This window comes from Pseudomonas sp. FYR_5 (assembly GCF_043106315.1).
Taxonomy (GTDB): Bacteria; Pseudomonadota; Gammaproteobacteria; order Pseudomonadales; family Pseudomonadaceae; genus Aquipseudomonas; species Aquipseudomonas putida_Y.
Window position 1 is genome coordinate 10,921 of the sequence record NZ_JBICMK010000092.1, and the last position, 24,095, is coordinate 35,015.

Genomic DNA, 24,095 nt, shown 5'->3' on the forward strand with positions numbered 1-24,095 from the left:
TGGCAAGGATGCAGCGATGCGTAGTTCCTTTTTGAGACAAGCATGTTGTACCGGGCTGCTGGCCGTGCTGTTGCCCCAGGCCCAGGCATCCGGCAAAGCCTGCGAGGCGTTCAATCAACTGCCCTCGGTCATCGAGATAGACCAGGGCCTGCAGCAGGAACTGCGCCTGCCACTGGCGATCAGCCGGGTTGCCGTAGGCGAACCCAAGGTGGCTGATGTGCAGGCCAGCGGAGAGCGCGGCGTGGTGATCACCGCGGTGGGCCAGGGCAATACCACCCTGATGCTGTGGACAGCATGCGCCCCGTCACCGCACCGTGCCATGGTGTTCGTCAAAGGCCGGGCCAGTGCCGACATGGCGCAAGACAGCTTTTTGCCGTCGCAGGATGCGCAACTGATCAGCCAGGTGCAGGCCGACATCCGTTTCGTGGAAGTACGCCGCACCAAATACAAGGAGGCCGGTGCACGGCTGTTCTTCAAGGGGTCGAACAACAGCCTGATCGGCTCGCCGGGTACCGTACCCGGCACTTCCGTCACCCCCGGTTCGGTCCCGATCGCAACCCCATCTATCCCCCTCGACGACACCGTCTTCAACATCGTCTGGGGCGGCGGCAGCAGCCGCTTCCTGGCCATGATCAACGCTCTGGAAAACAGCGGCTTCGCTTATACCCTGGCGCGCCCGAGCCTGACCGTGCTCAGCGGCCAGACAGCAAGCTTCCTGGCAGGCGGTGAAATTCCGATCCCGGTGCCCAGCGCAGGCAGCGACAACGTATCGATCGAATACAAAGAGTTCGGCGTACGTCTGGCGCTGACACCAACCATCATTAGCCCAGGCAGGATCACACTCAAGGTGGCGCCAGAGGTCAGCGAACTGGACTACAACAACGTGGTAACCATCGCCGGCACACAGGTGCCGGGTTTGACGGTAAGGCGCACCGACACCAGCATTGCCCTGGCCGATGGCGAAAGTTTCATCATCAGCGGCCTGGTCAGCAACAACACGCGTTCCGCAGTAGACCGGCTACCCGGCCTGGGCAGCCTGCCGATACTGGGTGCGTTCTTCCGCAACTCGGCCATGCGCCGCGAAGAAACCGAACTGCTGATGATCGTCACTCCACACCTGGTCCAGCCCCTGGCGGCCAACGCACGGCTGCCAGAACTGCCGGGCGAGAACCTGCGCAACTACGACCCCAGCTGGGGGCGCCTGTTTTTCCTCGAGAACGGCAACTTCGATGGCAAGGGCGGATTATCCCAATGAACGAGAGCCTGAACCCCACCTTCCTCGCCATCACCCGCAACGAAGAGGACCTCCACTGGCTACAGGGCGCACTGGCGCCGCAAGGCCAGGTAATCGGGGCCAGTGCCGGCAGCCTCGACGAGTTGCTGGCACTGGTCAATGCCACCTACAGCAACCTGATGTTCATCGGCCTGGACCGCGAACAGCTGGTCAGCCAGTGCGCCTTGATCGAGGGGGTGCTGGAGGCCAGGCCGATGTTGGCAATCGTCGCCCTCGGCGATGGCATGGACAACCAACTGGTGCTGCATGCCATGCGCGCAGGCGCCCGCGACTTCGTCGCCTATGGCTCACGCGCCAGCGAGGTGGCCGGGCTGGTGCGGCGCCTGGGCAAGCGCATGCCGACGGTGGCCAGCAACCCCAGCCTTGGCGGGCTTACGGTGCTGTTCGGCATACAAGCCAATGCGGACGGGGCATTGCTCACCACCCACCTGGCTCGCGTGGTGCAGGAAAGCGGCCAGCAAACCCTGCTGCTGGACCTGGGCCTGCCGCGTGGCGACAGCCTGGCGCTACTCGGCCTGGAGGCTTCGTTCTTCTTCGGCGACGCCCTGCGCCACTTGCGCCGCCTCGACACCACACTGATCGACAGCGCATTCACGCGTGACAAGAAGGGCTTGCGCCTGCTGACCTACGCCGAGGCCGATGAACCGCTGCAACAAACCAGCGCCGCCGAGCTGTACATGCTGCTGAGCGCTTTGCGCCAGCACTTCCAGCACATTGTCGTGAACCTGACCGGGCATGCCGACAGCGAGGCCCTGCGCACGTTGGTGAGCCATTGCGACAAACTGATTGTCTACACCGACCAGAATATCCTCGACTGCCGGCGCAACCTTGAAGTGCTCGACCTGTGGCGTGACAACGGCATGAAGCTGGAACACGCCAGCTTGCTGGTCGACCGCTACCTGGGCAACGTTGCCCCCGACGCCGACACCCTGGCCAAACGTTACGGGCTGCCCTTGCTCAAGGCCATCCCTTGTAGCCCCGAAGTACGCCTGAACGTGAAAAACCAGGGCCTGAGCCTGTTCGAACTGGCCCCGCGTGAAAGCCTCACTCAAGCCCTGCGCAGCCTGGGTGAGCGCCTGGCACGGCGCTCGGAAAACCTCGCACCACCAGGCTTCACCTGGCTGCGTCGGCTTTGGGGCAACAAATGAGCAATGACCAACCCTTTGGTGGCCAGCAACACGCCTCGGGCGACCCCTACGCGCTAAAGCGTGCCCTGCACCGCTTTGCCATCGACGCCATCGAGGACAGCGGCCGCAACCTGCTGGAAGGCGCGCGGCCAGCGCTGACCCAGTTCGTGCTGGAGCAGGTGGGCGATTACGTCGCGCGCCTGCACCTGGCCATGTCGCGCTACGAAATGGAGCGCCTGGCCGAGGAGCTGGTGGATGAGCTGACCGGTTTCGGCCCGCTGGAAGTGTTGCTGCGTGACCCCACCGTCACGGAAATCCTGGTCAACGGCCCCCACCGGGTGTTCGTGGAGCGGGCGGGCCTGCTGCAACAGACCGACCTGCGCTTTATCGACGCTCACCATGTGGAACGGGTGATGCAGCGCATCCTCGCACCGCTCGGCCGACGCCTGGACGAATCCTCGCCAATGGTCGACGCGCGCATGCCCGACGGCAGCCGGGTGAATGCGATCATCCCACCTGTGGCATTGGACGGCCCGTGCCTGTCGATCCGCAAGTTCCGCCAGGACATGCTCAAGAGTGCCGACCTGCTGGCCACCCGCGCCATCGACCAGGCCATCTTCGACTTCTTCGAGCGCGCCGTGGGCAAACGTTGCAACATCCTGGTCAGTGGCGGTACCGGCACCGGCAAGACCACCCTGCTGAACATCCTCAGCCAGATGATCGCGCCCCGCGAACGCCTGGTGACCATCGAAGACGTCGCCGAACTGCAACTGCACCACCCCCATGTGGTGCGCCTGGAAACTCGCCCGCCGAATGCCGAAGGGCATGGCGAAATCAAGGCCAGCGAACTGATCCGCAACGCCCTGCGCATGCGCCCCGACCGCATCATTCTGGGCGAAATCCGCGGCAGCGAAGTGCTCGACGTGCTCACGGCGATGAACACCGGCCACGATGGTTCGATGAGCACGGTGCACGCCAACTCCGCGCAGGATGCGCTGCTGCGCCTGGAAACCCTGGTCGGCCTGAGCGGTCGGCAGATTGCCGAAAAGACCTTGCGGCAAATGGTCTGCGCGGCGCTGGATGTGGTGATCCAGCTGACCCGCCTGCCCGATGGTCGACGTTGCGTCAGCGAGGTGCTGGAAGTGATCGGCGTGCGCGATGAGGTGTACGTGACCAACACCCTGTTCCGCCTCGATCGGCGCGGCGGCGATACCTTTCTGCGCGAAGCACCTAACCCGGCGGGCAGCAAGCTGCGCGCAGAGGGCGTGCTGTGACCGGCCCCCTGCTGCTGGCGCTGTCCCCGCTGTTGATGGGCGTCGCCCTGCTGCTGTTGCGCCGCGGCCTGTACAAGCGGCAAGAAGAGCGCATCCTGCAACGCCTGGGGCGGGCGTTCAGCATCGTGCGCAATGGCACCGCCCGGCGCGAATGGCTCGACGCGCTGCTGCAGCGCGCTGGCTTGGGGGCTGGCGACATCGAGCCACAGCGCTGGTTGCTGGCGTGGCTGGGCGTGGTGGTGCTGGCGCTGATCACCGCCGGCTGGGTGGCCGCCTTGATGCTGCTGGTCGGCCTGCCAACCCTTGCGTACCTGATCCTGAGCTGGCAAAGCCGCCGGCAGATGCGGCAAATCGTCGACCAGTTGCCTAGCCTGCTGGACTACAGCGTGCGCAGCCTCAAGGCCGGCCGCACGCTCAATGATGCAGTGCTGGGCGGTATCGACAGTAGCCGCGATCCCCTGCGCTCAGCCATGGCGCGTGTGCGTCGCAACGTACAGTTGGGCGTGACGCTGGAGGATGCTGTGAGCGAGCTGGCCGAACTGCACAAACAGGACGAACTGCGGCTGTTCGCCCTCGGCTTGCGCATCAACCAGCGCTACGGCGGCAATGCCAGCGAGCTGATGGAAAACCTGATCAAACTGATCCGCGAGCGGGAACAAGGGGCGCGTCAGCTCAAGGCGATGACCGGCGAAACCCGCATCACCGCAATCATTCTAGGCTCGTTGCCGCTGGCGATGGTCGGTTACTTCCTGATGGCCAACCCGCATTACCTGCTGACCATGTGGCGGGACAGCAGCGGCCAGATGATGCTGTTGCTGGCCTTTGCCCTGCAGGTGCTCGGCTGCCTGGTGCTGTGGCGAATGATGAGGAGCCTGTGACCATGGCCTTGCTGATCTGCACTTTGTGCCTGTTCATCGCTGCCTGCCTGTTTGGCCTGCAGGCTGTTCGCCAATGGCGCGCACGAGTACTGGTGGCCCGACGGCTGCAAGGGCGGCTGACCCGCGACGAGCGCCTGGGGGACTGGTTGCACTGGCTGGGCAGCAGCCCGTGGGGGCAGCGCCTACAGAGATTTGACGGCGAAAGCCAGGCCCTGCTCGAACGTATCGGCTGGCGCCGCAGCCGCCAGCGTGCCCTGTTTGCCGCTGTTCAGCTGGGCCTGCCGCTGCTGGCCGTGGCAATGACGCTGCTGCTGCAACAGGTGTTCAAGGGCAGCGCCGCAGCCGGCTGGCTGGTCTGGCCATCGTGCGCGCTGGGCGTAGGTTACCTGCTGCCCAAGCGACTGCTGGCCGTGGCTGCGGCACGTCGCCAGCAGCGCATTGCAGAAGAAGTCAGCCTGCTGATCCCCTTGCTGCGGATTTTATTCGAGACCGGCCTGGCCGTTGAACAGGCACTGCGCGTGCTGAGCCAGGAAGGCCGGACGCTGATCCCGCACACCAGCGCAGAGTTGCGCCAAGTGCTGCAGCGGGTGGACTCAGGCATGGCGCTGGGCCCGGAGCTGGAAAAGGTCGCCCAGTTGCTGGCTGTGGATGAGTTCACCGATACCTGCGTGATCCTGCGCCAGTTGCTGACACAGGGCAGTGGCGCGATGAAGTCGTTGCAGGCACTGAAGGCGCTGCTCGACGACCGTCGCCTGACCCGCCTGCAAGAACGGGTGTCGATGATGTCGGCAAAGATGTCGGCAGTGATGATGGTGTTCCTGTTCCCGGCCTTGCTCATTGTCCTTGCCGGCCCGGGTTTCTCTGCATTGGCGCGGGCGTTAAGCCCATGAGGACTGATTGATGAAGACAATCCTGTTGTGCGCAAGCCTGGTGTTGTTGACCGGATGCGCCGGGCAGCAGCCGGAAGGCCTGCGCCAGTTGTTCGCTACCGCCAGTTGCAGCAAGCCAGACGCCGACCAGCAACTGTCACTGAACCTGGCAGACGAAATGCTCAACGACGGGCGCCCGCACGCCAGCCTTGCCCACTTGCAGCAACTGCCGGACACCTTCGAACAGGTTCGCCTGCGCAAGGCCAAAGTGTCACGGCTGCTTGGCCTCGGCGAAGCCGAGCCCTTGTACCGCAGCCTGCTTGGCGGTTGCCTGGCCGCCGAAGGCGAACATGGCCTGGGCCAATTGGCCTCAGCCCGGGGCGACGACGTCCAGGCCCTGCAGCACCTGCAACGCGCAGTACGGCTTGCGCCTACCGACGAACGGGTGCGCAACGACCTTGGCGTGGTCTTGATGAACCTGGGGCGCTATGAGCAAGCTCGCTTCGAGTTGCTGACGGCCATTGAACTGAAGGACGACAACACGCTGCCTGCGGTCAACCTGGTGACCTTGGCGCTGGTGCAGGACAACTGGCAACAGGCCACCGACCTGGTATACCGGCTGCAGCTCAAAGCTGGGCAGTTTGCCGAAGCCCAGGCGCGGGCCAGCAAGATCAAGGCCGGCGGCCGAGGCCCGATCGCGTCGACCAGGGCCCAGGACATGATGGTCAATTGATACGCGGAGGTGATCATGATCAGGTATGTGATGGTACTGGCCTGCTGCGTTGGCAGCGCGACGTTACTGGCCGAGGAAAACCCGCACCATCCCCCTCTGGACGAGACGGCGACCGAACGGCTGCTGCGCTTGCAGTCCAGCGGTGAGCAGGCATCCAGGCACCTGCAGGTGCAAACCGCGCGGGAGCGTGACCAGTCCATGCAGCGCTGGCTGGATACCTACAAGTACGAAATCCCCGACTTCTACCGCTGGACAAAGATGGCAGAGCGAAACAACTGACTCGCTGACTTAGCGGGGGCTCTGTGGGCTGGGCAATCGCCTACAGATTCTTTGCATACCTTGAAGATGTTTAGCCAACCCAGGCCAGCGAAACGGCAAAGCCTGCCAGCAAGCAAGGCGCAAACGGCCTTTTCTCCCCTGGCTGGCGTGACCTGCGCCGTACCATTTGCCATACAACCATTGCCACACCAGCGCCAATGAACGTGCCGAGTACGTGGTCCAGGCTGGTGGCCAGGGCAAGCGCGCCGAGCAGCTTGACGTCGCCAGCCCCGAACTGGCCGAGCATGTAGCCGGGCAGCGTCAGTAGCAGGACGATGACGAAAGCAAGCGCTGCATCGCTGCCCTGAGCACCTAGCCAACTGTGCCCGGTGGCCAGCAACCAGGCCAGCGCACAGGCAGCAACCCCCAGCGTCAGGACATTGGAAATCTGCCGCTCCCAGGCATCCTGCCCAGCGCACAAGACCAGCCAGACAAGCACTGCAAGGCTATGCATAGGCAAATGGCCATCCCTGTTCGACGATCGGTTCTATGCTGTTACTCAGGATTCATGGTCAGGGTAGACGCAATCATGAAAGCAGGCCCGGCAAAACGGCAAAAAGGCGCAGCGGCCATTGAGTTCGCGGCCGTATTCATGATCTTTTTCGCGGTGTTCTACGGCCTGGTCAGCTACACCCTGCCCATGCTAATGCTGCAGTCATTCAACCAGGCCAGCGCCGAAGCCGTGCGCCGCTGCGTGGCCCTGGACCCGGACAGCGCCAGCTACAGCGCCGATGTGCAGACCCTGGCCCACCAGGTCATCAGCCAACAGTTGCAGTGGATGCCCGCCGCGTTCGACTTCCAGCCCGCCAGTGATACCGAGGTGACCCTGGGCGCCGACAAATTGCTGACCGTGACCATCAACTACCCCAAAACGAAACTGAACAACGTGCTGCCTATGCTGGTACTGCCGCTGATCGGTGAGGTGCCGCGCCTGCCCGATCGCCTAAGGGCCGAAGCGAGCTTGCAGCTATGAGCGGCTTGTTCGATCGCTGGCTGGGTGACCAGGCCACCGCGCAGGTAGCGCCCACCCCGCAAGCGGTGGGGCTGCAACTCTGGCTGGATGACCTTGGGCATGTGTTGCGCCTGGCCGGTCCCCTGCGCACGGTGCTGCCTGCGAGTTCGCACAGTGCCCCCCGTGTGCATGACTACCTGCAACGGCACAGCTGGCTGGTACTTGAAGGCCCCCCTGCCGACTGGCAGGGGCAACCGCTGGACCTTGACTTCACGACCGTGCACGGCCCTGCCCTGCACACCCGCGGCTGGCTCCAGCGGCAGGGCGACGGCTGGCTGCTGCAGCTGTTCGATATCGGTGACCTGCTGGGGGAACTCGAGCAACAAGACCATCGCCTGACGCAACAGGCGCTGGCAGCGGCGCTTGGCCGCGCCCTACGTGACTGCGACGAAGAACGTCTGATGCTGACGGCCACCGAACAACTGAAGCGCCTGGCCGAGCACTGGCATGCCGGCTCCCTGCGCCTGATGCTGGCGGGCGATTGCGGCTGGTACACCTACACATGCAGCGACAACGACTGGCCCTGGGCCGATGACGAGCGCTTGCGACCCTGGCTGCAAACGCTACCGCCACGGGGTCGAGAAGTGGCTGCTGGAAACTCGCTGTTGCAGCCATCATGTGCCGGCTTGCCATTGCTGGCCGTGCCCTACCTGCACGGCCATACCGTGCAGGCCTGGTTGCTGTGCGCAGGCGCGCAACGGCCACCGGCGAGCGAAACGGTCGCGGCCCTGCTGCAAGCGCTGATCGAACCCCTGCTCAGTCGCCTGCGCCAGCACCAGTTGCGGGAACGTTCACGCCACCTGGATGAACTGCAACAGCAACTGGGGGCAGGCTGGTGGTCATGGCCACTGCAAGGGCCGCTGCAGTTCGACCCGGCGCTGGCCTTGCGCCTGGGCATACCGGCTGAGGCCACCGCCGAGCAATGGTTGGGCCGGGTGCACCCGGCCGATCGTGAAGCCGCACGCATGGCGTGGGAACAACTGCGCGCAGGCATTGCTTTGAACCTGAACCTGCGCCTGCTGCCAGCCAACAGCCTGGCAAGCCCGCGCTGGCTACAGTGGGCAGGCCAGTTGCAAGGCCATCAGGTTCAGGGGTTTGTGCTCGATATCAGCGCGTTGAAGGATCAGGAACTGCAGGCCGGAGCCGCGCGCGCCCGGCTCGAAAACCTGATCGCCAGCTCGCCCGCGGTGATTTACATCCAGCGCTATGCCGAAGGTGCACTGCACAGTGAATTTTTCAGCGCCAGCCTGATGCCATTGCTGGGCTGGCCCAGAGACAGTGACCTGGCGCGCCACCCTGCTCAGGCAGTGCATCCCGACGACCACCCGACGTGGCTCGAACGCACCCGCACCCTGCTGCGCGATGGCCAGGTGCGCAGCCGCTACCGCCTGCGCGATCACCTTGGCGCCTACCACTGGATACTGGACGAAGCCCGCCTGCTGCGTGACGACCTGGGCCAGCCTGTGGAGGCTGTGGGGCTGTGGCTGGACGTCAGCGAATTGACCGAAACGGCCGAGCGGGTGCGCCAAAGCGAAGAGCGCTACCGGGTGCTGGTAGAAGACTCGCCGGCCATGATCTGTCGCTATCGCCCAGACCTTGAGCTGCTGTTTGGCAACCACCCGCTTGCCGAACAGCTGGAATGCACGCCGCAACAATTGACGGGCATGAACCTCGGTCAGTGGCTGTCCGACAGCCAGCGAGCGGCCTTCCTCCAACGCCTCTCGATGTTGACGCCGACCCAGCCGTTGGCCAGTGCTGAAATCTGCCTGCAATTGCCCGGGCGCCGAACATCCTGGTGGGTGTGGGCCGAGCGTGGCCTGTTCGATGAGCACGGGCAGTTGCAGGAAGTGCAGGCGGTGGGACGCGACAACACAGCAGTACGCCACAGCCAGCAACAACTGCTACAAGGGGCCAAGATGGCCACGCTGGGCGAATTGGCTACGGGCTTCGTGCATGAAATCAACCAGCCGTTGACTACCATGCGCCTTGCGCTGGTCAATACTCTCAAGCGCCTGGAAAGTGGCGTGGTCGATGCCGAGTATGTGGCGGGCAAACTGCAGCGGATCGATGCCCAGGTCGATCGTATTGCGCGCTTGGTCGAGCATCTGCGCACCTATGGGCGCCGGTCCGAGGTCGAACAGCAAGTGTTCGCCGCCTGGGTAGCGGTGCAGGGTGCGCTGGGGTTGCTGGCTGAGGGGTTGGGCAGCAAAGGTGTAGCCTTGCATATCGAAGAGCCAGACCTGTGTCCGGAAGTACTGGGCCATGAGGACCAGCTCGAACAGGTCCTGATCAACCTGCTGGTCAATGCCCGTGACGCGCTGCTCGAACGGCGGGTTGCCAGGCCGCGGATCAGCGTGAGCCAGCGCGTCGAGGAAGGGCACCTGTGCCTGGTGGTGGAAGACAACGGCGGCGGCATCGAGCCACGCCTGCTCGAACGCATCTTCGAACCATTCTTTACCACCAAGGCCGCCGGAGCGGGCACCGGCTTAGGCTTGTCGGTAAGCCACAGTATCGTCGAGGCCATGGGCGGCAGGCTGGAAGCACACAACAGCAACGAAGGTGCGTGCTTCCAGGTTTGGTTGCCCGTCTACAGCGCCAACTGAGCACGGCCGCCGGAGCAACTGAGGTTGGCCCCGACCTCGGCATTGACCAGGTCTATGCCGAGGACCTTGAGTAACACATTGACCAAGGGGTCGAGCAACGGGCTGAGCAGATTTTTGATCAGGGGTTCGACGATGCCTTTGACGCCGCCAAGGACGTTGCCGACGATTACCAGTACTTCGCCGAGGCCACTGTTGGCAGTGGGCTTGTAGGCTTCCAGCTGTATTCCCAGCAGCGTGTCGGTGAGGCTGCCGACAACGTTGTTGTTGGCGGGTTGCATGCTCTGGTAAGCCGAGGGAAGGCCAATGTTCGGTGGCGTGCTGTTGGGGGCCTGGAATACCAGCGGGCGTTCGACCGCTCCGCTGCCCAGCACCGTGCTGTTGACGCGCAGGCCGAGACCGCCTGCGGCAAAAGGTATACGAGCCAGGCAAGTGCCGATACCCAAGATCTGGCTACAACGCTTGGTACCGATATCTACCAGCGGCAGCGGTTTGACCACAGTAGTGCCACCAGTGAAGAACGCATCCACCGACTCAAAACGCCCCACCGCCACCTTGGCGGCTGAACTCTGAGTCTGTGTCGTCAAACGCTTGGGTGAGCAACTGAAGGTTTCTGGCGATAACGGGTTGAGCCTCGTCGTCGCTTCTGCCACCTCAAGACCGATGTCCAGCGACAACTTATCCGGGACCAGGATTATATCGGTGACCGTACATGGCACGCCGACCAGGCATAGCACCGATTGCAATGTACTGGCGAGGTTCAGGCTGAGCAGATTGTTAAGCACACTGGTTATCGGCCCGACGAGGTCCAACACTGCATTGAGCAACCCAAGCACCGAGTTGAGCAAAGGCAAGTCCAACGAGATCATCGCCCGCACCTGAGCGGTATGCACCCGCAACTCATCTGTACGCGGGTCTCCCACCGCAGAAATCTGCTGGGGTTCGATCACCTTCAGCCGCACCCGACCATTGACCAGCCCCAGCACGTTGATTGGCAAGTCCACCGTTGCTGCACTTTCGCTGACCGCCAGCTGGATTACCCCCTGCACCAGTTGCAGCAACTGAATACTGGCATCCAGCCCGGCCTGCGCCGTGCCGTTCTGAATATCGAGCAAGTCCCCAAGTTGCAGCAGCGTACTGTTGCTGGCGCCCAGTGCCACCTTGCCCAGATTGGTTACCACATCTGCCGCCGCACCGCTCTGCTGCAGTACCTTTACCGCCGCTTGCAGCAACTGCGTAGCAGTGGCGTCGGCAGTGAGCAGTTGCTGATAGTCGCCTGCCTTGAGGTCAAGTTCGACGGCCAGTTGGTCAAGGTAGCTGAGCAGATTCAGCTGAGTACTGGCGATGCCTTGCCAGCCGGCCACATCAAGCTGAACCGCACCGCCCAGTGCGCTGAGCAGTGCATTTAGCAGAACCGACTGCCGCGAGTCGACGGTCGCCAGCGTGGTACGAATACTCAACATAGCCTGCGGCGGCAGGGGCGACGATGCCACCGCATGTGCATGCAAGGTTGTGGTCAACGGCAATCCACTGCCCTGCGCCAACGTGTAGACCCCCGCAGCAACACTGGTGGGCACCGTGTTGCTCACATCCACCCGGATGGCTTCATTGCGATCGTTGTCACTGGTGAAGGTACGCAAGCTGTTGGCGCCGGTCTGCAGGTACCCGCAACTGGCCGTGAGCGGGTTGCTGGCCGCATGGCCGTTGCGTGTGGCGGCAGTCCGGGCAATCACGGTGGCTTGGGGACCGCTGCCGGTACACACGGCAAACTGGCCTGCCGCCTCCAGCGCCGACATGTCGGCAATGCGCTGCAGCTTGCGCTGCTCAAGAAAAAGCCGGCCGCTGTCGATCACCACCAGCATGAACAACAAGGCCAGGCCCAAGGTAACCACCGCCATGAGGCCGATTGCGCCACGCTGGCGGGCTGCAGATGAGGGAACCACGGGCACTCCTTTGCCGGCCATTGGCCATGCGTCGCGGCTGCGATTCCAGGAGTGTAGTTGCGATAATGGCCAATTGCCTGCCAGGAACCAACCTGATGGTGGCCGGTCAACTTCAGCAGATACCTTTTTACAGGCACCCAGCCATGAACAACCCTTTCGACCGAATCAGTGCTGCATTCGCCCCCGAATACCGGGTCAACCTGAGCATTACCAACCTTGACGGCAGCATCATGCTAACCCTGTCCGACGACGCCGGCGTGGTCGCCAAGCGCCTCATCACCCAGGCCCAACGCAACGACCCGGTGCGCCTGCAACGGGTGATCGACAGCATCCGCCTGGGCCTTGCGATCGAACTCGGCCAGAACCCCATGCAAGTGCTGGCCGCGCTGACCCGTGACGTCCGTCACGAGCCGCGCCATTCCGTTGCCAACTGAGGGCTACTTGCCCTCCTCCACTGCCTTGCCGTTGGCGTCCAGCACCTTGGTCGAGGGGTAGCGGTACGAGGCGTAGCGCACCACCAGGATCGAGAACGCCAGCAGCAGGATGCCGCCGCACAGGTACAGCAGCCCTTCGTCCGGTGCCTTGTGGTGCGAAACATCGCCGATCAGCAGGCGAGTGAGCGCGGTGATTGCCACGTACAGCAGGAAGCGGATCGGCATGTGGTTGGTCTTGAAGTAGATCCCCACCATCGCCCCCAGCTCCAGGTAGATGAACAACAGCAGGATGTCATCGACACTGATCCCGCCCTTGCCCAGCATGTCCAGGAACGTCACCACCGCCGCGTAGGCGGTGATCGCGCCAATGCCGAACAGCGCCAGGTAATGGAACGCCTCGACGCAAAGGTTGCCCAGCGAGTCGGCCGAGCCGTGCAGGCCCTTGCGCAGTTTTTCTGCCCATTTGATGTTCACGATGTTCCATTCCCCGATACGTCTTTAAGGATGATGCGTCGCTGATGTGACGCTTGTGCCATGCAGTTAAAGGGCCAAGCCCCTGTCTTGGAAGGCGACCGATTGCCGCAAGGCACCTTGAGGCATGGTCCATTGCAGAAATGTACGGCCGTGCTTGGGGAAAAATCAGATTTAGCCCCTTCCTTGTAGGGCATTTCCCAAAGATACTCCCTGCCATTGTGGCGTTCGGGCATGCGCACTAGTCTGGGGTCGTCGCTGCCAGTCAGCGATCGGCTTTGACAGGCCGCCCTGAACTAACCACATGGCTTTGCCTTTATGGCAGCTGTCATGGGGCACCTCGTGTGCGCCGGCTTTTGGTTCTGTTCACCGGTCTGTCAACCCATGTACAGCTGCCGCCTCATTGTTTGACAGCAGGAGGTGGTGGCCCCAACTTTGAACAGGCCTTCACCATGCTGAAAGTAGTTCCCGATCCACCCCATAACCTCCATTCCCTCGAAGACACCCTGATCCAGGCCACCGACTACGCGTTGTGCGCAGCTACCGTGGTGCATCAGGCGTTGCTGCTTCAGCCCAAGTCACCGGTTTCGATCCTGATGATGACCTCGATGCATGAGCTGGAGGCGCTGCGGGCTCTGCTTGAGTCGGCACTGGTTCAGGTGCAGATGCCCGCTGAGCCCAGGACTTCGCACTAAGGCTGGTTAATGCGCCGGGAGGTCGGCCTCTTCGCGGGCTCGCCCGCTCCCACAGGATCACCACAGCCTCAAGACTTGCACAGTACCTGTGGGAGCCTGGGGGAGCGGGCATGCCCGCGAAAGGGTCGGCCAGGCACTAGAGAAACTTCAGGGGATTGAACAATGACAACAGAAGACACCCAATTCACCGTCGGCAAGACCACTTTCTATCAAGGCGAAAACAGCACCCATCCACTGTTCCGCATCGAGCCCGGCATCCCCTGCAGGGACGCCCGCGAGCAGTCGTCGGAATTGATGGGCTATGTGCGTGAATTGACCATTACTGGCCTAATGGAGGAGAAACCCATGATGATCTGGGCCGCCCATTATCTGAGTGCCATGGCCAAGGCGCTGATGGATGATGCCGAGTTGGGTATGAAGCCGTGAGGATTTCGCTTCAGGTTGGATGAAGGCCTCTATGTGTTTGCCGCAGCAGTTTCAGCGCCTGTGAGATCGAGCGCCGCCCGCGCGGCGCTCGATCTACTACATCTACAGCGCATGTCTTGAGCCAGACTGCTCTCCTTGCGATCACGTGCCTGACGCAAAACCCAGCCGTTAACGCCCCCGTAGGAGCGGGTTCACCCGCGAATAGGCCGGACCTGCCGGCCAATATCCCCCGACCATTCACCGTCGCAGCCGCCACCGCATTCGCCCGGTCTATGCCACGCTACAATTTCTGCTTGCGAACCAACCAGCATTGCCATTACTGTATATAGATACAGTAAACCGCAACACAACCAGCAAAAAGGCATAGAGGTGATGAATGGCCGTCGAAGTGGTGTACCGCAGCAGCCGCGACCCGGAGCGCTTGTTCATGGATAAGGCCGAAGCAGACCGTCACGACAAAATGCTCGAACTGGCCGAGCGCCTGGCCGAGGTGCTGCACAAGGCGGTGCCGTCGCTGACCGAGCAGCAGGTCGAGGAAGCCGGTATCTACATGGCGAAGAACCGCGATGTGTTCGCCCGGGCGTTCAAAAGCCAGCCGGATGCGTTGTCCGAGTTGCTTGAGGATGCTGCTGCCGAGTGATCTGGAGGAGTGGGAGCGGGTTTACCCGCGAAGTGGCCCACAACGCCATCATCACCTTCAGCCATACAACAACCGTTCCGCCAACATCTGCGCCACCCTTGCCGGCGAACGCTTCTCCGCCTGCGCATGGCCAAACACTTCGGTCAACCGTGAAGGGATACGCGCCAGGTGCGCAGTAATTGTGCCCTGGTCTTCGCCACGGTGGGTGAGTGCCACATAGATCAGCCCACCGGCATTGATCACGTAGTCAGGTGCATACAATATGCCGCGCGACTCCAGCTGGTCTGCCACCTGCAAGGTAGTCAGCTGGTTGTTGGCCGCCCCCGCCACTGCCGCACAACGCAGTTGCATCACGCTCTGCCCGTTCAGTACCGGGCCCACGCCGCAGGGTGCAAAGATATCGCAAGGGGTACTGATCAACGCATCGTTGGTCACCGGTTTGGCATCGAACTGCTCCATCGCCAGCCGCACCCGCCCCGGGTCCAGGTCGCTGACCAGCAGTTCCGCGCCCACCGCATGCAATTGCTCCGCCAGTGCATAACCGACATTGCCCAACCCCTGCACCGCTACCCGCAAGCCTCTCAGGTCATCGCTGCCCAGCCGGAACGAGGTTGTGGCACGTATGCCCGCGAACACCCCCATCGCCGCATGTGGCGATGGGTCGCCCGACGCCGTAGTGCTGGTCACGTAGGGAGTACTGTGGGCAATGCAGTCCATGTCCAAGGTCGAGGTGCCACTGTCCACGGCAATGATGAAGCGGCCATGGAAGGTATCGATGAAGCGGCCAAAGGCCTCGAACAGCGCGGCGCGGTTTTCCACATGCGGGTTGCGCATGATCACTGCTTTGCCACCCCCCATCGGCAAGCCGGCCAGTGCTGCCTTGTAGCTCATGCCCTGGGCCAGGCGAATAGCGTCGGTCATGGCGCTTTCGTCATCGGCGTAAGGCAGGTAACGACACCCACCCATGGCAGGGCCCAACTGCTCACTGTGGATTGCCACAACGGCTTTCAGGCCCGTAGACGGGTCATTGAACAGGTGCAGTGACTGGGTACGGGTGCTTTGCATCAGCGCGAACATCGACCGGCTCCCCTACGAGGTGCTCCTTCCAGTATAGGCACGGCCTCGGCGTTGACGCCGCCGCCGGACCACTGGACGAAACCACGCGCCACGGCTAATACTCAAACGTGTGTGGAGATGCCCCATGAAGCCACGTCAAGCCTGCCTGGCCTGCCTGGAACGCGAGCCTGTCGACCTGCTGGAAGCCGCATTGTGGATTGCCGCCGAGCACGACCCTGGTGTCGAGCCCGCGGCCAGCCTTGCTGCGCTGCACGACCTGCAGCGCGAGATAAGCGCCAACCTGCCGATGCTGCCGCTGTGCGAACTGGCCCAGCCACTGCTGCGCCAGCTTAATGCGCTGGGCTTTCAGCAGGATGAATACCACCCCTTGCGCCCGCATGCAGCGATGATGGACAAGGTATTGCAGCGCCGCCGCGGCCAACCACTGACCCTGGCCATCCTCGCTTTGGAACTGGCCAGGCGCCTGTCCATACCGCTGGAGGGTGTGGGCTTCCCTGGCCATTTCCTGCTGCGCGTGCCGGGTGCAGACCACCTGCTCGACCCCTGCGGCGGCCGGCGCCTGTACCCCAGCGACTGCCGCGAGTTGCTGGCGCGCCAGTTCGGCCCGCACCAGGCGCTGACAGCAGAGCATCTGCGCAGCGCCAGCCCGCTGCAGATGCTGCAACGCCTGTCACGCAACCTGCGCCAACTGCACATCAGTAACGACAACCACCTGGCGGCGTTGATCGATGCAGAGCGGATCATGCAGTTGGGCCCGGTGCAGGTGAGCGACTATATGACCCGCGCCTCGCTCTACCATCATCTGGATTGCCCGCAGGCCGAGCGCTTCGACCTGGAGCATGCGTTGCTACTGACGGAAGACCCGGTCCAGCGCCTGAAGCTGTCCGAGCGAATCGGCAAGCTTCCGGCGGCGAACCGTTCACTTCACTGAGCCGGGCTGTCCGGCTGCCGGGCGGGATGGGCCATGGCGAACGCCGGGTGCGCGGCCGCCAGTGCGGCAACCCGCAGGATGCGTGGGAAGCTGTCGAGGTCGATGTTGAAGCGTTCGGCCGCGTACAACTGCGGGATCAGGTACACATCCGCCAGCCCTGGTGTGTCGCCAAAGCAGAAACCGTGATCGCCAATCAGTTGTTCCACTGCCGCAAGCCCCTGGGTGATCCAGTGGCCGATCCACTGGTTGACCTGCCCTTCGTCCTGACCGGCCTGGCGCAGCCGGTTGAGCACGCTGACGTTGTGTAGCGGGTGAATGTCGCATCCAATGATGGCCGCCACCCCCCGTACCTTGGCCCGTGCCTCGGCTGTGACCGGCAGCAACGCAGGCTGTGGATAAACCTCTTCCAGGTACTCGATGATCGCCGGCGACTGCACCAGCACCTCACCACCATCGGTGCGCAAGGCCGGTACGCGGCCCTGCGGGTTGACGGCTACATAGCCCTCACCGCGCTGCTCACCCTGCAGCAGGTTGACCGGCAGGGACTGGTAAGCCAGCCCCTTCAGCGCCAGGGCAATGCGCACCCGGTAGGACGAGGTGGAACGGTAATAGGTGTACAGCTCCATACCCCTGCCTCCTCAGTTGGCTGCGATGACCGTGCCGCGGCATTCGCCGAAACCGATGCTGGCCACGCCATCACGTGTGCAGCGGGCACGCAGGATGATTTCGTCGCCGTCTTCAAGGAATTTGCGCACCTCGCCGCTGGCCAGCTCGATCGGCAGTTTGCCGCCTTCGGTGATCTCCAGCAGGCTACCGAACGATCCCGGCGTGGCACCCGACAGCGTGCCCGAACCGAACAAGTCACCCGGCTGCAGCTGGCAGCCGTTGACGCTGTGGTGCGCCACCAGCTGTGCCACGGTCCAGTACATGCTGCGGGTGTTGCTCAAGGTCAGACGGTGCGGGGCAATGCCCTGTTCGCGCATGCGCTCGGTCAGCAGCAGCACTTCGAGTTCGATATCGAATGCACCGCTGGCCTGGTCGCGCTTGTCCAGCAGGTACGACAGTGGCTGCGGGTCGCCTTCCGGGCGGGCCGGCTGGGCGCAGCGGAACGGCTCCAATGCTTCGGCGGTGACAACCCAGGGCGAAATGGTGGTGATGAAGCTTTTGGACAGGAACGGCCCCAGTGGCTGGTATTCCCAAGCCTGGATATCGCGCGCCGACCAGTCGTTGAGCAGGCACAGGCCGGCTACGTGCTCGGCGGCATCGCCTACCGGAATTGCCTGGCCCATGTCATTGCCCTGGCCAATCCAGATACCCAGTTCCAGTTCGTAGTCCAGACGAGCGCAAGGGCCGAAGCTAGGCTCGGTGTGCCCGGCCGGCAGGGTCTGGCCCTTGGGCCGGCGCACGTCGGTGCCGGACGGGCGGATGGTGGAGGCGCGGCCGTGATAACCGATCGGCACGTACTTGTAGTTGGGCAGCAGTGGGTTGTCGGGACGGAACAGTTTGCCCACGTTCTTCGCATGCTCGATACCAACGTAGAAATCGGTGTAGTCACCGATCTGCGCTGGCACGTGCAGCTGGCAGTCGCTGGCCGGGAGCAGCGCCGGCTTCAGGGCTGCCTGGTGTTCGCTGTGCTCGCCCAGCAGCACCTGCAAACGCTCGCGCAGGGCTACGCGGGCGTTGCGGCCCAAAGCGAAGAATGCGTTCAGAGCCCCGCCGCGGGTGGCTTCAACGGCGGCCTTGGCCGCCCCGTCGAACAGGCCGGCGGCCAGCACCGCCTCCAGGTCGAGGATCGCGTCGCCGATGGCTACGCCACAGCGCCTGGCTTCACCCGGCCGGCTGAAGATGCCCAATGGCAGGTTCTGCAGGGGGAAGTCGCTGTGCCCGTTGGCGTGCTCGACCCAGCTACGGGCATTGGCAGAGTGGTTCATGGATTATCTCCGGTTCGGGTTGAAGGTGCTCGGCAAGGTTGCCCAGCAACTATCGTAGTCGGCCTGCAATTGCGGGCATTCAAGGGCTTGCAGGCTCGGGCGCAACACTTGGCTGGTCTCGAACATGAAGGCCATGGTGTTGTCGATCTTGTGCGGCGCCAGGTCAGCGGCAATGGCCTTCTCACAGGTTTCGGCGTCGGGGCCATGGGCACTCATCACCCCGTGCAACGAGGCACCACCCGGCAGGAAGCCCTCGGCCTTGGCGTCGTAGGCGCCATTGATCAGGCCCATGAACTCGTTCATCAGGTTGCGGTGGAACCATGGCGGACGGAAGGTGTTCTCGGCCACCATCCAGCGGGGCGGGAAAATCACGAAGTCCATGTTGGCCATGCCATGCACGCTGGTTGGCGAGGTGAGCACGGTGAAGATCGAGGGGTCCGGGTGGTCGAAGCTGACGGTGCCGATGGTGTTGAAGCGGCGCAGGTCATACTTGTACGGCACGTTGCTGCCATGCCAGGCCACAACGTCCAGTGGCGAGTGCTGCAGCTCGCAGGCCCAGTGCTCACCCAGGAACTTCTGTACCAGTTGCACCGGGCCTTCGGCTTCTTCGTAGTGGGCCACAGGCGTGAGGAAGTCGCGGGGGTTGGCCAGCCCGTTGCTGCCGATCGGGCCCAGGTCCGGCAGGCGCAGCGGCGCACCGTGGTTTTCCGCGATATAGCCACGGGCCTGGCCGTCGAGCAGTTCGACGCGGAACTTCATGCCACGTGGGATCACCGCAATTTCCAACGGTTCGACCTCCATCACGCCCAGCTCGGTGGCGATACGCAAGCGGCCCTGTTCCGGCACCAGCAGTAGCTCACCGTCAGCGTTGAAGAACACCCGTTCCATGGACCGGTTGGCGCGGTAGATGTAGATGCTCACGCCAGCCGGTTTTTCCGCTGCGGCGTTGGCGACCATGGGCAGCCAACCTTCGATGAAATCGGTCGGTTCAGCAGGAATCGGCTGCGGGCTCCAGCGCAGGCGATTGGGGTTGATGCCACCCAGTGGCCCGCCGAGCGGCTGGCGCGCCAGACGCTCGAAGCGTGGGTGCAAGGCAGAAGGCCGAATGCGGTATAGCCAGGTACGGCGCAGCTCGCTGCGGGTCATGGTGAACGCCGTGCCCGACAGCAGCTCGGCATACAGGCCATACGGGGCCTTCTGCGGGGAGTTCTGCCCGACAGGCAGCGCCCCGGGCAATGCTTCGCTGGCGAATTCGTTGCCGAAGCCGCTCAGGTAGTGAAGGTCGGGCGACGTGTCGCGGTTCATCGATGCCTCCGGATTTTGTTTTTATCGTAATCAGATTACGAATAACGTAATTTGCTCCGCTCAAGGCGTCAAGCTATAAAGGCGACACGATAAATCCGGAACCTCCCCGCCCATGGCCAAAGCCAACTCCCCCACCGACACCGGCAAGCAGAAGGTCCGCTCGGCGGAAGTCGGCACCGATATCCTCAAGGCCCTCGCAGAACTCTCACCCTCGACTTCACTATCACGCCTGGCCGAGCACGTGCAGATGCCTGCAAGCAAAGTGCATCGCTACCTGCAGGCGCTGATTGCCAGTGGTTTTGCCGAACAGGATGCCGCCACCAACCATTATGGGCTGGGGCGTGAGGCACTGCGGGTGGGGCTGGCGGCGTTGGGCAGCATCGATGTGCTCAAGGTGGCGGCAATGCCGTTGTCGCAGTTGCGAGATGAACTCAACGAAAGTTGCTTCATCGCCGTGTGGGGTAATCAGGGGGCCACGGTGGTAAGCATCGAACCTGCCGTGCGCGCGGTCACCGTGGTGACCCAGATCGGTTCGGTGCTGCCATTGCTCAGTTCGTCCACCGGGCTGGTATTCGCCGCCTATCTGCCCGAGCGAGAAACCCAGGAGCTGCGCGACAGGGAACTGGCCGTTTTGCAACAAACCGCCAGTGACTACCACACACTGCTGGCCGGCATCCGCAAACAGGGCCTGCACCATGTGCATGGCCTGCTGATGCCGGGGGTGGATGCGCTGTCGGCGCCAGTATTCAACGCCATGGGGCAGATCGCCGCGGTGATGACCGTGGTCGGGCCGACGTCGATCTTCCATGCCGATGAACATGGGCCGGCGGCGCAGCGCCTGCTCACGGCCGCACGAACCGTGAGCTGGCGCATGGGTTACGCGGGCAACCCACACTGCGCTTCGACGTCTAGCGTTTCCTCCTCGACGAGCCAGAGCAGTTCCTGAGAGAAGCCATCATAAAGGGCGGGCGCCACCTCGCTCACCAAATCGCCGTAGTCATCGCATAGCCGCCCGATGACACGCGAGAATGCCGTGGGCTGCGATACCTCTGCCCGGGAAAGCACGGTGATGTATTTCTGCGCGGCACCGAACAGCCGTACCAAGCCCCCCGTGGAAGCCACCGTTCCTGCCACCCCCGCCGCGAACGACAGCAAGGCGGCAGAACGGTCGCCATCGCTCCATGCGATGGCCCCGGTGACGAAGGACCTGGCCGCACAGAACAGCCCGACGGCCATGGCCGCCGGTGGAAACGGCACCGTGAGGATGCCGGCCAGTACGATCCCCCACTCCACCACCACGGCCGAAATACGCTCGGCAGCGCCTGCGCTGTCTTCAGCGGCTTCGTTGATCATCCGCCTGATCCGCTTTTCAAGGTCCTGGACAGGATCCCCGATACGCCCGGTCTCCCCTATCGGCGCCCGCACGCCCCTGCCTCGGGCAACGGCGTCCAGCACCACCTCAATGCCATCTCCGGCGCGCAGTTGCTCTTCGATCAATGCGTTCATGCGCGACTGGCTCGATAACGGCACGCGGTCCTGGCAATAACCTGCCAAGTCGTGCTCACGCCAGGTCCTTGCCAGCTCACTGAGGGTCCGCAGAGTGGGCCCTTGCTCGATTTCTGGCAGATAGACCAGAGGCTCAAGTTCGCGGTCCCGAGCAGGTTTCAGCAGGTAGGCACCCTGGACGGGGCAATCGTCCATCCATAACGGATAAAGGTTGCACGCCGCGTCGATCGAGGTCCCGGAAAAGCTGTCGATCACTGACGCCAGCCACTGCGCATGGCGACCCGACAAGCTGCCCTGAAGTTTCTCGCTGAGCACGGCACGCCTGATCTTCAAAGCGAAGAGCATGCGATAACACTGCCTGAGCCTTTCATATTCAGGCCTGGAGCGGTCGAGTAACTGCGCTTTCGCTTCTTCGATGTACTTGTTGCCCAGGTCGGCAGCGCGGATGTAGCTCCCCAGCAGCGCCGGGCTCAGGTGCGAGATATCCTGGCCCGTAGCCGAGGTGATGCGGGCAAAGCCGGAAAAATTGTAATACGTGGGATACCCTTTGATGACGGTCTGCGTCAGTGTGCGAAAAGCATCCTCTTCCAGCGCTATCAATACCTGATCCGGGTTGATTGGGCCGCCGCGATTGCCCGGGTATGAATTGACCTTTTCCGTCACCTGTCGATGAGCGAAGGTGCGAAAGCTCGGCATCTTCATCAGCGACTGATACCTGGCCTGTGCCAGCTTGAGCAGTTGGTCGATATCAACCAGTGCCTGCTGCTCGGTACGACTGGCTTTGATGAACCAGCTTGGCGTGGTGGCCTGCTGATCCTCGATCAGGGCAGTGATCTTGCGCTTGGCCAGGGCATTGAGCACATCCGGCCACTGCTGCGACTTGACCGGCGCGAGCGTCACGCTGTGCATGGACCAGTCGGTGGGCAGCATCCCGACCTTGCGCAAATGGCGCTTGAGCGAATCATGCTGGGCCCGCGAGCATTGCCCCAGCAGGTACTCACTGCCTACCGGCAACAAGGTCCAGCTACCGATTTCGAGCGCCATTTTTTCGAGTGAGTCGAAAAGATGAAAATCGCCTCCCGGTGCCCCAGGGGCATAGAGCAGGTACTGATCGCCCTGTACCAGGCACAGCAGGTCCTTCAAGGGCGTTGGCGCACCATTGAGGCAAACCAGACCGGCGCTGATGCCATTGGCCTGCATTTCCCCCCGGCGTGCGTGGTGCAACAGATCGAACGCCGCCGGGTGAAAACCTTGATGACGAGCGGCCTGATTGGCCAGCGCCAGCCGCGCATCAAGAACCTCACACAGTGCGGCCATGGTCAACGTGTCGTCATAGAGCGTACGGATCTGTTTGACGTAGCTGACGCGCAAATCCAGTTTCTCGATCACCCGCTGGACAGAGGTGCCCCCCAACAATGAACGGTGCCGCTCACCCAGGACTTCGACCTTGAGCTGGCACCCGCTGTAGCCACCACTCAACGCCCAATCGAGCAGGGTGTGTTTCATCGCCTGCTCAGGGTCATCGACGTGACTGACTCGCAGCCGCACCTGCTCGGGGTCGATATTCAGCCCAAGGGCTTGCTTGACCTGTTTCTGGGCGAAGCTGCGCAGGTCGCGCCATTGCGCCAGACGCTCGGTGCAACGCTTCTCCTTCACCTGCAGATCATCTTCCAGTTGTCGATAGGCTTGCAGTTCATCGCCCTGCATGAACCGCCGCCATTCGGGCAGCAGGCTGGTGCGGTACGCTCGCACATGCCGCGTCGCACGTTTCTGCAGCGCAGCCACCAGAGGCTCAAGCCGGGCCGCACTGTCGAGCTGGGTGAGACGCCGGGCGTCATCGACCTTGATCCGCAGGCTGCGCCGGGTGGCTTCAAGCTGGATAGCCTGCAGATCACGGATGAAATACCTGTGAAGTGGCACCTGCAGCGGCACGAAATCGAGTGTCAAACCCTCCGTAGACAACGCCGCCCGCTCTTGCGAAGACAACAGCCAACGCAACGGGCTGCCTTCAGCAAAGGCAGGGGCGAGTTCACGGGCTGCGCGCGCGCGTTCAGTGTCGAACCAGCAACCGCTGGCCAGGCTGTAGATCAGGAAATCCGCAGGTGCGTCCGGGTTCTGTTCGAGGTCATGACTGCTGGCAACGACACCCGGCAAACGAAAACGCAAATCGCCGGCAACCAGGTGCACCTCATGCTTGTTTACGTCCCCGCCCTGCTCGAGGGCCTCGATACCGGCTTCCCAGGCCTTGAACGTAAGGGCCTTGAGGCGCGTTTCGGCAAACATCAGCTGGATCAAATGGGACGCCAGGGTAAGTGATTTCGAACTTAACCTGGACTGTTGCTCCCACCACTGGTCAAGAACCGCCTGCCTTTGCGGCACAAGCGACTCGACAACCGCCAACGGCAAACGCTTCTGCTCGGTGAACTGTTGTCGATGAGCCTCCGGGATCAGGCTGGCCAGTTGCGCAACCGTAGCCATCAGCTGTTGCAGCTCCTGGGCGTGAGCCATCATGGCCTTCACCTGTTCTTTCACAGAGCGTGCATCCGGGCACCCTTCACCGAAATTGGTGATACCAAGATTGAAATCGAAAGACATGAACTGCGCTCCAAAACAAGGGAGCAGCAGAGTGAA

23 protein-coding genes are annotated in these 24,095 nt (G+C 62.8%); 15 read left to right on the top strand and 8 right to left on the bottom strand.

Annotation, left to right across the window (positions count from 1 at the left end; translation table 11 throughout):
* Positions 1-16: 16 nt before the first annotated feature.
* Genes ACF8RA_RS17350 through ACF8RA_RS17380 form a run of 7 tightly spaced genes read left to right on the top strand, consistent with a single transcriptional unit; the run spans position 17 to position 6,454 of the window.
* Positions 17-1,255: a type II and III secretion system protein family protein gene (locus ACF8RA_RS17350; RefSeq protein ID WP_392519385.1), complete on the top strand. Its 1,239-nt coding sequence runs from the start codon at positions 17-19 to the stop codon at positions 1,253-1,255.
* Complete coding sequence (locus tag ACF8RA_RS17355) at positions 1,252-2,442, top strand: pilus assembly protein (protein ID WP_176682556.1); 1,191 nt, start codon at positions 1,252-1,254, stop codon at positions 2,440-2,442. The genes ACF8RA_RS17350 and ACF8RA_RS17355 overlap by 4 nt, the downstream gene beginning before the upstream one ends.
* A complete protein-coding gene (locus tag ACF8RA_RS17360; protein WP_176682555.1) occupies positions 2,439-3,695 on the top strand; it encodes a CpaF family protein in 1,257 nt (418 codons plus the stop codon). Before ACF8RA_RS17355 ends, ACF8RA_RS17360 begins: the two co-directional genes overlap by 4 nt.
* Positions 3,692-4,573, top strand: coding sequence for a type II secretion system F family protein (locus ACF8RA_RS17365; RefSeq protein WP_392462149.1), 882 nt, complete (start codon positions 3,692-3,694; stop codon positions 4,571-4,573). Before ACF8RA_RS17360 ends, ACF8RA_RS17365 begins: the two co-directional genes overlap by 4 nt.
* Positions 4,574-4,575: 2 nt before the next feature.
* A complete protein-coding gene (locus ACF8RA_RS17370) occupies positions 4,576-5,463 on the top strand; it encodes a type II secretion system F family protein (RefSeq protein ID WP_176682553.1) in 888 nt (295 codons plus the stop codon).
* 10 nt (positions 5,464-5,473) lie between these two features.
* Entirely contained in the window at positions 5,474-6,175 is a 702-nt protein-coding gene (locus ACF8RA_RS17375; RefSeq protein ID WP_176682552.1) for a tetratricopeptide repeat protein, read from the top strand.
* Between the two features lie 15 nt (positions 6,176-6,190).
* On the top strand, positions 6,191-6,454 hold the full coding sequence (locus ACF8RA_RS17380; RefSeq protein WP_176682551.1) for a DUF3613 domain-containing protein: 264 nt from the start codon (positions 6,191-6,193) through the stop codon (positions 6,452-6,454).
* Between the two features lie 70 nt (positions 6,455-6,524).
* On the opposite strand, the gene ACF8RA_RS17385 is transcribed toward ACF8RA_RS17380, so the two are convergent.
* Positions 6,525-6,947, bottom strand: coding sequence for a prepilin peptidase (locus ACF8RA_RS17385; RefSeq protein WP_392462150.1), 423 nt, complete (start codon positions 6,945-6,947; stop codon positions 6,525-6,527).
* Between the two features lie 75 nt (positions 6,948-7,022).
* Between ACF8RA_RS17385 and ACF8RA_RS17390 the strand changes: the two genes are divergently transcribed.
* Both ACF8RA_RS17390 and ACF8RA_RS17395 read left to right on the top strand, forming a co-directional pair.
* Complete coding sequence (locus tag ACF8RA_RS17390) at positions 7,023-7,466, top strand: TadE/TadG family type IV pilus assembly protein (RefSeq protein WP_392519386.1); 444 nt, start codon at positions 7,023-7,025, stop codon at positions 7,464-7,466.
* Positions 7,463-10,108, top strand: coding sequence for an ATP-binding protein (locus ACF8RA_RS17395; protein WP_392519387.1), 2,646 nt, complete (start codon positions 7,463-7,465; stop codon positions 10,106-10,108). Before ACF8RA_RS17390 ends, ACF8RA_RS17395 begins: the two co-directional genes overlap by 4 nt.
* Here the strand turns inward: ACF8RA_RS17395 and ACF8RA_RS17400 are convergent.
* Positions 10,093-12,048: a TadG family pilus assembly protein gene (locus tag ACF8RA_RS17400; RefSeq protein ID WP_392519388.1), complete on the bottom strand. Its 1,956-nt coding sequence runs from the start codon at positions 12,046-12,048 to the stop codon at positions 10,093-10,095. The genes ACF8RA_RS17395 and ACF8RA_RS17400 overlap by 16 nt on opposite strands.
* A 143-nt stretch (positions 12,049-12,191) precedes the next feature.
* Here ACF8RA_RS17400 and ACF8RA_RS17405 point away from each other — a divergent pair, with 143 nt between their 5' ends.
* The gene (locus tag ACF8RA_RS17405; protein WP_176682547.1) at positions 12,192-12,482 is read left to right on the top strand and encodes a DUF3509 domain-containing protein; all 291 of its coding nucleotides are present in this window, start codon (positions 12,192-12,194) and stop codon (positions 12,480-12,482) included.
* A 3-nt stretch (positions 12,483-12,485) separates the two neighbouring features.
* On the opposite strand, the gene ACF8RA_RS17410 is transcribed toward ACF8RA_RS17405, so the two are convergent.
* Positions 12,486-12,956: a phosphate-starvation-inducible protein PsiE gene (locus tag ACF8RA_RS17410; RefSeq protein ID WP_003251685.1), complete on the bottom strand. Its 471-nt coding sequence runs from the start codon at positions 12,954-12,956 to the stop codon at positions 12,486-12,488.
* 449 nt (positions 12,957-13,405) lie between these two features.
* Between ACF8RA_RS17410 and ACF8RA_RS17415 the strand changes: the two genes are divergently transcribed.
* The 3 genes from ACF8RA_RS17415 (at position 13,406) to ACF8RA_RS17425 (ending at position 14,714) form a co-directional block, all read left to right on the top strand.
* Entirely contained in the window at positions 13,406-13,648 is a 243-nt protein-coding gene (locus ACF8RA_RS17415) for a hypothetical protein (RefSeq protein WP_176682546.1), read from the top strand.
* 162 nt (positions 13,649-13,810) lie between these two features.
* Positions 13,811-14,074 (top strand): DUF3077 domain-containing protein, encoded by a 264-nt coding sequence (locus tag ACF8RA_RS17420; protein WP_176682545.1) that lies wholly within the window; start codon positions 13,811-13,813, stop codon positions 14,072-14,074.
* A 376-nt stretch (positions 14,075-14,450) separates the two neighbouring features.
* On the top strand, positions 14,451-14,714 hold the full coding sequence (locus tag ACF8RA_RS17425) for a YebG family protein (protein ID WP_176682544.1): 264 nt from the start codon (positions 14,451-14,453) through the stop codon (positions 14,712-14,714).
* Positions 14,715-14,771: 57 nt separating this feature from the next.
* On the opposite strand, the gene ACF8RA_RS17430 is transcribed toward ACF8RA_RS17425, so the two are convergent.
* Positions 14,772-15,791: a Glu/Leu/Phe/Val dehydrogenase gene (locus tag ACF8RA_RS17430; RefSeq protein ID WP_176682543.1), complete on the bottom strand. Its 1,020-nt coding sequence runs from the start codon at positions 15,789-15,791 to the stop codon at positions 14,772-14,774.
* Positions 15,792-15,915: 124 nt separating this feature from the next.
* Between ACF8RA_RS17430 and ACF8RA_RS17435 the strand changes: the two genes are divergently transcribed.
* Positions 15,916-16,722, top strand: a complete 807-nt coding sequence (locus ACF8RA_RS17435) for a SirB1 family protein (RefSeq protein WP_392488677.1) — start codon at positions 15,916-15,918, stop codon at positions 16,720-16,722.
* Here the strand turns inward: ACF8RA_RS17435 and maiA are convergent.
* Genes maiA through hmgA form a run of 3 tightly spaced genes read right to left on the bottom strand, consistent with a single transcriptional unit; the run spans position 16,716 to position 19,958 of the window.
* On the bottom strand, positions 16,716-17,348 hold the full coding sequence (maiA, locus tag ACF8RA_RS17440) for a maleylacetoacetate isomerase (RefSeq protein ID WP_392519389.1): 633 nt from the start codon (positions 17,346-17,348) through the stop codon (positions 16,716-16,718). The genes ACF8RA_RS17435 and maiA overlap by 7 nt on opposite strands.
* 12 nt (positions 17,349-17,360) lie before the next feature.
* Entirely contained in the window at positions 17,361-18,653 is a 1,293-nt protein-coding gene (gene fahA / locus ACF8RA_RS17445) for a fumarylacetoacetase (protein WP_176682540.1), read from the bottom strand.
* Positions 18,654-18,656: 3 nt separating this feature from the next.
* A complete protein-coding gene (gene hmgA / locus ACF8RA_RS17450; protein ID WP_019436969.1) occupies positions 18,657-19,958 on the bottom strand; it encodes a homogentisate 1,2-dioxygenase in 1,302 nt (433 codons plus the stop codon).
* Positions 19,959-20,070: 112 nt separating this feature from the next.
* On the opposite strand from hmgA, the gene ACF8RA_RS17455 reads away from it, so the two are divergent.
* Complete coding sequence (locus ACF8RA_RS17455; RefSeq protein WP_176682538.1) at positions 20,071-20,904, top strand: IclR family transcriptional regulator; 834 nt, start codon at positions 20,071-20,073, stop codon at positions 20,902-20,904.
* Here ACF8RA_RS17455 and ACF8RA_RS17460 read toward each other — a convergent pair.
* Positions 20,835-24,059: a hypothetical protein gene (locus ACF8RA_RS17460; protein WP_392519390.1), complete on the bottom strand. Its 3,225-nt coding sequence runs from the start codon at positions 24,057-24,059 to the stop codon at positions 20,835-20,837. The genes ACF8RA_RS17455 and ACF8RA_RS17460 overlap by 70 nt on opposite strands.
* Positions 24,060-24,095: the final 36 nt, after the last annotated feature.

Excerpts from the sequence above, each read along its gene's own strand:
- ACF8RA_RS17390 (WP_392519386.1), top strand. The coding sequence starts at position 7,023 with ATGAAAGCAGGCCCGGCAAAACGGCAAAAAGGCGCAGCGGCCATTGAG.
- ACF8RA_RS17375 (WP_176682552.1), top strand. The coding sequence starts at position 5,474 with ATGAAGACAATCCTGTTGTGCGCAAGCCTGGTGTTGTTGACCGGATGC.
- hmgA (WP_019436969.1), bottom strand. The coding sequence starts at position 19,958 with ATGAACCGCGACACGTCGCCCGACCTTCACTACCTGAGCGGCTTCGGC.
- ACF8RA_RS17350 (WP_392519385.1), top strand. The coding sequence starts at position 17 with ATGCGTAGTTCCTTTTTGAGACAAGCATGTTGTACCGGGCTGCTGGCC.
- ACF8RA_RS17435 (WP_392488677.1), top strand. The coding sequence starts at position 15,916 with ATGAAGCCACGTCAAGCCTGCCTGGCCTGCCTGGAACGCGAGCCTGTC.
- ACF8RA_RS17460 (WP_392519390.1), bottom strand. The coding sequence starts at position 24,059 with ATGTCTTTCGATTTCAATCTTGGTATCACCAATTTCGGTGAAGGGTGC.
- ACF8RA_RS17425 (WP_176682544.1), top strand. The coding sequence starts at position 14,451 with ATGGCCGTCGAAGTGGTGTACCGCAGCAGCCGCGACCCGGAGCGCTTG.
- ACF8RA_RS17385 (WP_392462150.1), bottom strand. The coding sequence starts at position 6,947 with ATGCATAGCCTTGCAGTGCTTGTCTGGCTGGTCTTGTGCGCTGGGCAG.
- ACF8RA_RS17405 (WP_176682547.1), top strand. The coding sequence starts at position 12,192 with ATGAACAACCCTTTCGACCGAATCAGTGCTGCATTCGCCCCCGAATAC.
- ACF8RA_RS17430 (WP_176682543.1), bottom strand. The coding sequence starts at position 15,791 with ATGTTCGCGCTGATGCAAAGCACCCGTACCCAGTCACTGCACCTGTTC.
- ACF8RA_RS17455 (WP_176682538.1), top strand. The coding sequence starts at position 20,071 with ATGGCCAAAGCCAACTCCCCCACCGACACCGGCAAGCAGAAGGTCCGC.
- ACF8RA_RS17355 (WP_176682556.1), top strand. The coding sequence starts at position 1,252 with ATGAACGAGAGCCTGAACCCCACCTTCCTCGCCATCACCCGCAACGAA.
- ACF8RA_RS17420 (WP_176682545.1), top strand. The coding sequence starts at position 13,811 with ATGACAACAGAAGACACCCAATTCACCGTCGGCAAGACCACTTTCTAT.
- ACF8RA_RS17370 (WP_176682553.1), top strand. The coding sequence starts at position 4,576 with ATGGCCTTGCTGATCTGCACTTTGTGCCTGTTCATCGCTGCCTGCCTG.
- ACF8RA_RS17360 (WP_176682555.1), top strand. The coding sequence starts at position 2,439 with ATGAGCAATGACCAACCCTTTGGTGGCCAGCAACACGCCTCGGGCGAC.
- ACF8RA_RS17395 (WP_392519387.1), top strand. The coding sequence starts at position 7,463 with ATGAGCGGCTTGTTCGATCGCTGGCTGGGTGACCAGGCCACCGCGCAG.
- ACF8RA_RS17415 (WP_176682546.1), top strand. The coding sequence starts at position 13,406 with ATGCTGAAAGTAGTTCCCGATCCACCCCATAACCTCCATTCCCTCGAA.
- ACF8RA_RS17380 (WP_176682551.1), top strand. The coding sequence starts at position 6,191 with ATGATCAGGTATGTGATGGTACTGGCCTGCTGCGTTGGCAGCGCGACG.
- maiA (WP_392519389.1), bottom strand. The coding sequence starts at position 17,348 with ATGGAGCTGTACACCTATTACCGTTCCACCTCGTCCTACCGGGTGCGC.
- fahA (WP_176682540.1), bottom strand. The coding sequence starts at position 18,653 with ATGAACCACTCTGCCAATGCCCGTAGCTGGGTCGAGCACGCCAACGGG.